Annotated in this window: 5 protein-coding genes; 1 reads left to right on the plus strand and 4 read right to left on the minus strand. The window is 69.9% G+C overall.

Going from position 1 to position 6,557, the window contains the following annotated elements; all coding sequences use genetic code 11:
• The first annotated feature begins 15 nt into the window (after positions 1–15).
• Positions 16–1,449 (plus strand): MFS transporter, encoded by a 1,434-nt coding sequence (locus tag AB0B98_RS30040; protein WP_357366938.1) that lies wholly within the window; start codon positions 16–18, stop codon positions 1,447–1,449.
• A gap of 134 nt (positions 1,450–1,583) precedes the next feature.
• On the opposite strand, the gene AB0B98_RS30045 is transcribed toward AB0B98_RS30040, so the two are convergent.
• The 4 genes from AB0B98_RS30045 to AB0B98_RS30060 form a co-directional block, all read right to left on the minus strand.
• Complete coding sequence (locus AB0B98_RS30045) at positions 1,584–3,257, minus strand: glycoside hydrolase family 13 protein (RefSeq protein WP_357366944.1); 1,674 nt, start codon at positions 3,255–3,257, stop codon at positions 1,584–1,586.
• 31 nt (positions 3,258–3,288) lie between these two features.
• Complete coding sequence (locus AB0B98_RS30050) at positions 3,289–4,335, minus strand: LacI family DNA-binding transcriptional regulator (protein WP_357366939.1); 1,047 nt, start codon at positions 4,333–4,335, stop codon at positions 3,289–3,291.
• 69 nt (positions 4,336–4,404) lie between these two features.
• Positions 4,405–5,373, minus strand: a complete 969-nt coding sequence (locus AB0B98_RS30055; RefSeq protein ID WP_357366941.1) for a carbohydrate ABC transporter permease — start codon at positions 5,371–5,373, stop codon at positions 4,405–4,407.
• Position 5,374: 1 nt separating this feature from the next.
• The gene (locus AB0B98_RS30060) at positions 5,375–6,421 is read right to left on the minus strand and encodes a sugar ABC transporter permease (RefSeq protein WP_357366946.1); all 1,047 of its coding nucleotides are present in this window, start codon (positions 6,419–6,421) and stop codon (positions 5,375–5,377) included.
• Positions 6,422–6,557 lie beyond the last annotated feature (136 nt).

The following is a 6,557-nucleotide window of genomic DNA, read 5'->3' on the forward strand; positions in this document are numbered from 1 at the left end:
GGTTGGCTGCCGTTCATGACGGTGACCAGTGGCGGGCCAAGCCTGCGCCCCCATGGTCGGGGCGGTGGGCCGGCGCACCGGTTGTACAGCGTCGTGGTGTTCGTGCTGCTCGCCTCGCTGGACAACGTGGCGATCGGGCTGGTCCCCCCGTTGTACGGCCCGATCTCCGACGCGTTCGACGTGTCCGGGCGGCTGCTCGGCGTGGTCACCGCGGCCAGCTTCCTGGTCAGCGCGGTCGCGGCGGTCGGCTGGGCGTACGTCGGGGACCACACCAACCGCAAACCGCTGCTCATGGTGGGCACACTGCTCTGGGCGGCGGGCACCGGCGGTAGCGCGCTCGCTGGCGGCTACCTGACGTTCCTTGCCGCGCAACTGGTCGCGGCGGTCGGTCTCGGCGCGGTCGGCTCGGTGGGCTTCTCCGTGGTCACCGACCTGATCTCGCCGACCCGGCGCGGGCTGGTGATGAGCTTCTGGGGGCTCTCCCAGGGGGTCGGCACCCTGGCGGGCACGCTCCTCGGCGGGCTGCTCGGGGCGGCCGACTGGCGGCGACCGTTCCTGCTGCTCACCGGCGTCGGCCTGGTCGCCACGGTGGCCTACCTGTTCACGTACGACATCCAGCGTGGCCAGAGCGAGCCGGAACTGGCCGGCAGGTTGAACGCCGGCGCCGAGTACGACTACCGGATCAGCCGCGCCGACCTGCCGCGCATCCTGGCCCGGCGGACCAACCGGTGGCTGATCCTGCAGGGTCTGACCGCGCAGGCCGCGTTCGGCTCGCTGGTCTGGCTGCCGGTGCTCTTCGCCGAGCGGGCCGAGGCCCAGGGCTACTCCACGTCGACGGCGGTGGTGGTGGGCAGCGTCTTTGCCACGCTGTTCCAGCTCGGTGGGGTGCTGTCCATCGTGGGTGGGCTGATCGGTGACGCCGTGCAGCGGCGTACCCCGCGCGGGCGGGCGCTCGTCGCCTCGATCGGCATCCTCGCCGCGCTGCCGTTCTATCTGGTGTTGTTCTTCGTGCCGGTGACCATCGAGGTGCCGGACGGCGCGAGCGGCGGTGCGGTGGTGGGTGCGGTACTGGCCAGTGTGTTCACCGAACCGTCGGTCGGGCTGAGCCTGCTCACCGCCGTCGTGGCGCTCGCGTTGACGTCGGCGAACTCGCCGAACTGGTTCGCGTTGATCGCCGACGTCAACCCGCCGGAGCACCGGGGCACTGTCTACAGCCTGGGCAACCTGGTCAACGGGGTCGGTCGCGCGGCCGGCAACGGGCTGGTCGGGGTGGCCTTCCAGGCGCTGCGAGCGGCGTTCCCGCCACCGCTGAACTTCGCCGTCGGGCTGGCCGTGTTCCAGCTCTTCTTCATCCCGACCGGTGTCATGTACTGGCTCGCCTCGCGGACCTCACCGGCGGACATCGACAACGTGCACGACCTGCTGCACACCCGGGCCGACCGCCTCTGACCCCGTGCGCTCGCGCCCAGCCCTCCGGGCGCCTGCCCCGTCGATCATGGAGTTGTGGTGCCGGGTTCGGCATCTTTCGGGTGTCTTGTCACCCACCACAACTCCATGATCGACCAGGCTGGGGCGGCGCGGTATCAGCCTCGCAGCCAGACGGTCACGTCGGCCGGGACCGCGCCGTCGTCGTCCAGTGGCGCGCTGGCGGCGAGCACCTCGGTGCCGGCCGGCACCGGAACCGGGGCGGCACCGAAGTTGGTCAGCACGGTCAGCTCACCGTTGCGGAAGCTCAGCACCTCGTCGCCGGAGGACAACCACTCCAGGGTGCCGCGACCCAGCCCGTGGGCACGCCGCAACCGCAACGCCGTGCGGTACAGCTCGTACGTCGAACCGGGCACGTCGCGCTGGCGGTCCAGCGCGTACTCCGCCCAGAGCGCGGGCTGCGGCAACCAGCTCGCGTCGGTCGGCCCGAAGCCGTACGACGGCGCGTCGGCTTCCCACGGGATTGGCACCCGGCAGCCGTCCCGGCCGCGCTGGGTGTGCCCACTGCGCGCCCAGGTCGGGTCCTGCCGGGCCTCGTCGGGCAGTGTGGTGTGCTCGGGCAGCCCCAGCTCCTCACCCTGGTAGAGGTACGCAGAGCCGGGCAGCGCCAGCATCAGCAGGGTGGCCGCCCGGGCCCGGCGCAGACCGAGCGCGGCGTCCGGCTGCGGGTCGCCGATGCCGATGCCGTTGGGGCGTACGGTGCCGACCGGCAGGCCGAGCCGGGAGGCGTGCCGCACCACGTCGTGGTTGGACAGCACCCAGGTGGTCGGCGCGCCGACCGAGTCGGTCGCCTCCAACGAACGGGTGATCACCGCGTACTGGGCCGGTGCGCTCCACGCGGCGAGCAGGTACTCGAAGTTGAACGCCTGGTGCATCTCGTCCGGGCGGACGTAGCGGGCCAGCCGCTCGGCCGGTTCCACCCAGGCCTCGGCGACCAGCACCCGCTCACCGGGGTAGCTGTCCAACACCTGCCGCCACTGCCGGTAGATCTCGTGCACGCCGTCCTGGTCCCACATCGGTGGGCGGGGCTTGTCGATCTCGTTGCCGGAGAGGATCTCCTGCGGCTCCTGCCAGTCGGCAAGGTCGGCCTGCTTGATGAGGCCGTGCGCCACGTCGACCCGGAAGCCGTCCACGCCGCGGTCCAACCAGAAGCGCAGCACGTCCAGGAACTCCGCGTGCACCTCCGGGTTGTCCCAGTTGAGGTCCGGCTGCCCGGTGTCGAACAGGTGCAGGTACCACTGGCCGGGCTGTCCGTCGGCGTCGACAGTCCGGGTCCAGGCTGGACCACCGAAGACGCTCTGCCAGTCGTTCGGCGGCTGGTCGCCGGCCGGACCGCGGCCGTCCCGGAAGATGTACCGGGACCGTTCCGGGCTGCCGGGAGCGGCCGGCAGCGCGGCCTGGAACCAGCGATGCGCCGAGGAGGTGTGGTTCGGGACCAGGTCGACGATCACCCGCAGGTTGCGGGAGCGGGCCTCGGCGATCAGCTTGTCCGCGTCGGCGAGGGTGCCGAACAGCGGGTCGATGTCGCGGTAGTCGGCCACGTCGTAGCCGGCGTCGGCCTGCGGCGAGGGGTAGAAGGGGGAGAGCCACACCGCGTCCACGCCCAACTCGACCAGGTGGTCGAGGCGGGCGGTGATGCCGGGCAGGTCACCGATCCCGTCCCCGTCCGAGTCGGCGAACGAGCGGGGGTAGATCTGGTAGATGGCGGCCTCGGTCCACCAGCCGGTGGCCGGTTGACCTGAGGAGGTCTGCTGCGTCGGGTCGGTGTTCAGGGTCGTCTCCCGTGTTGCGGTGTGTGGAATTTCAGTGTGCCCGGGGCGGTGCTGTCGAATCCCGGACCACCAACCGGGTGGGCAGGACCACCGGAGTGTCCCAACCGGCCCCCCGTTGACTGACGACCGGGCCCGGCGGTCGGGCCCCGAGCGGGTCGAGCAACATCTGGGCGGCCAGCCGGCCCTGCTCGGCAGCGGGCTGGGCGACGGTGCTGAGCCCGAGCACACCGGCCAGGTCGTGGTTGTCGATGCCGACCACGCTGACGTCCTGCGGCACCCGCAGCCCGACGTCACGCAGGGCGGAAATCGCGCCCATCGCCATCTCGTCGCAGGCGGCGACGATAGCGGTCGGCGGCTCGCCGCGGGCCAGCAACTCGGCGGTGGCGCGGTTGCCGCCGTCGATGGTGAAGGTGGACTCGATGTCCAGTGTGGGGTCGGGTCGTATGCCGGCGGAGCGCAGCGCCGCCTGGTAACCCCGACGTCGGTCGAGGTGGGTGGTGAAGGCCAACTCGTCGTCCGGATCGCCGGAGATGTGGGCGATCCGGTGGTGGCCGAGGTCGATCAGATGCTTCGTCGCGGTCCGCGCGGCAGCCACGTCGTCGATCCGTACGCACGGCCAGTTGGGCACCCTGCTGCCCGAGCTGATGGTGACGCCGGGCAGTTCCAGGGTTGCCAGCGCGGTCAGGTCGGCCGGACGCAGCGGCGTGGCGACCAGCATCATGGCGTCCACCCGCTTGTGCAGGTTGGCCGTACGCAGGACCCGCTGGCGGACCTGCTCCCGGCCGCCAAGGTTGTAGAGCAGCAGGTCGTAGCCGGACTGGTGGAGGTACTCCTCGACCGCCTCGACGACGGTGCTGAAGAACCAGCGGGTGATCCGGGGGACCACCACGGCGACAGTGCCGGTCCGGCCGCCGGCGAGCCGGGACGCGCTCGGCGAGACCTCGTAGTCGAGTTGCTCGGCGGCGGCGAGTACCCGGCGCCGGGTGGCGGCCGAGACCGTCGGTAGTCCGCGCAGCGCCCGCGAGACGGTGGCCGTGGACACTCCGGCCAGCCGGGCCACATCATCGATCCTCGTCACGGTTTCCCCCGCTCGGTGCCCGGAGCGCCCGCCGCCGCCCGAGGGGCCAGGCGGCGGCGGGCGCGCGGGTCAGCCCTTGACGCTGCCGGCGAGCAGACCTCGCACGAAGAAGCGCTGCAGGGACAGGAACACGATGAGCGGTACGACGATGCTGACGAACGCACCGGCGGTCAGGCGCTGCCACTCGTTGCCCCGGGTGCCGGCCATCTCGGCGAGCCGGACGGTGAGCGGAGCGGTCTCGTCCCCGCCACCGGCGAAGATGAGCGCGACCAGCAGGTCGTTCCAGACCCAGAGGAACTGGAAGATGCCGAACGCCGCCAGCGCCGGGGTGATCAGCGGCAGCACGATGGTGCGGAAGATCTTCGGGTGGGTGGCCCCGTCGACCCGGGCCGCCTCCATCAGGTCCCCCGGCAGTTGCGAGATGAAGTTGTGCAGCAGGAAGACGGCGAACGGAAGCGCGAAGCAGGTGTGGGCGAACCACACCTGGGCGAACTTCTGCTCGTCGACCAGGTCCCAGGCCGGCATCAGTGTGACGCCGCCGAGGGTGACACCTGTGGAGAAGAACCTGAGCAGCGGCACCAGGGCCATCTGCAGCGGCACGATCTGCAACGCGAAGATCGCGATGTAGACCCAGTCCCGGCCGCGGAAGTTGATCCACGCGAGCGCGTACGCGGCGAGGCACGCGAAGGCGAGCGGGAAGAGCACCGACGGAATGGTGATCGCCAGCGAGTTGATGAAGGAACCGGCGAGCTGCCCGGAGGACGACGACCGCCCGAACAGGACCTGCTCGTAGTTCTCGAAGGTGAACTGCGGGTTGGTGAAGGCCGTCCACCAGCCGGTGGTCTTGATCTCGTCCTCCGGGCGGAGGGAGGAGACGAGCAGACCGAAGGTCGGAATGGTCCAGACCACGGCGATGACGATCGAGACGAGCGTCGCGGTGCGGCTGTTGAGGCGCTTGCGGACTCGGCCGGCAGTGGTGGACGGAGTGCCGTCGGTCTTCTGGGTGCCGGCGGCGACGGTGGGCGTTGCGGTGGTCATCTCAGCCCTCCCGCTGTTGACGGAGGTTACGGATCTGGTAGATCACGACCGGGATGACCAGGATGAAGAGGAAGACCGCGAGCGCGGAACCCCGCCCGTTCTCGCTGTACCGGAACGCCTGGTTGTACATCTCGTTGGCGATCACGCTGGTGTCGTAGTTGCCGTTCGTCGAGGTCCGGACGATGTCGAAGACCTTGAGGGTGGCGATGGTGAGGGTCACCATCACGACGATCAGCGCCGGTCGGATGCTCGGCATGGTGATCTGCCAGAACATCTGCCACGGGCTGACGCCGTCGAGCCGGGCGGCTTCGACGATGTCGCCGGGAATCGCCTTGATCGCGGCGGAGAGCACCACCATGGCGAAGCCGGCCTGGATCCAGATCATGATGACGACCAGCAGCAGCGTGTTGAGTGGTGATTCGAGTAGCCACTGCTTGGGCTCACCGCCGAGGCTGACCACGATCTGGTTGAGCAGACCGATCTGGTCGCCGTCACCACGGTAGGCGTAGACGAACTTCCAGATGATGCTGGCGCCGACGAAGGAGATGGCCATCGGCAGGAAGATCAGTGACTTGGCCACCGACTCGAACCGGGCCTTGTCCACCAGTACGGCGTAGATCAGGCCGAATCCGGTCGCCACCAGCGGGACCAGGAGCACCCAGACCAGGGTGTTGATCAGGACCCGGACGATCGAGTCGTCGGAGAACATCCAGGCGAAGTTGTCAAACCCCACCCACTCCGTGCTGGTCCTGTTCATCAGGGAGAGCAGCACGGTGCGGATGGCCGGCACGACCAGTCCGATGACGAGCAGCAGCAGCGTCGGCAGCAGGAAGAAGAACGCGAAGATCCCTTCCCGCTGCTTGGGCCGACGGGGCAGCGGGGCCCCGCTCACGGAGGCGGCGACGAGCTGGGCCTCCCGTCGACGGGCGAACCAGGCCGGCACCACGTCGAGCAACAGGAGCAGACCTCCCACCACCAGCACGAAGGCGACCAGCCCGTACATCAGCATGAGGAACTTCGGCTGCTGATCGGCGAAGTCGAACTTCATCAACCCTCCCTTCCGGGTCCACCTCGGCCGGTGGCCCGGGACCCAGTCCCGACCACCGTCGGCGGTACGCACCGCGGCACCGATCCGCTGCCGGGGCGCGCCGGGGCGGCGGTACTCGGCAAGGTGCAGTGAGGTG

It is taken from the genome of Micromonospora sp. NPDC048947, from assembly GCF_040649495.1.
Classification (GTDB): Bacteria; Actinomycetota; Actinomycetes; order Mycobacteriales; family Micromonosporaceae; genus Micromonospora; species Micromonospora alfalfae.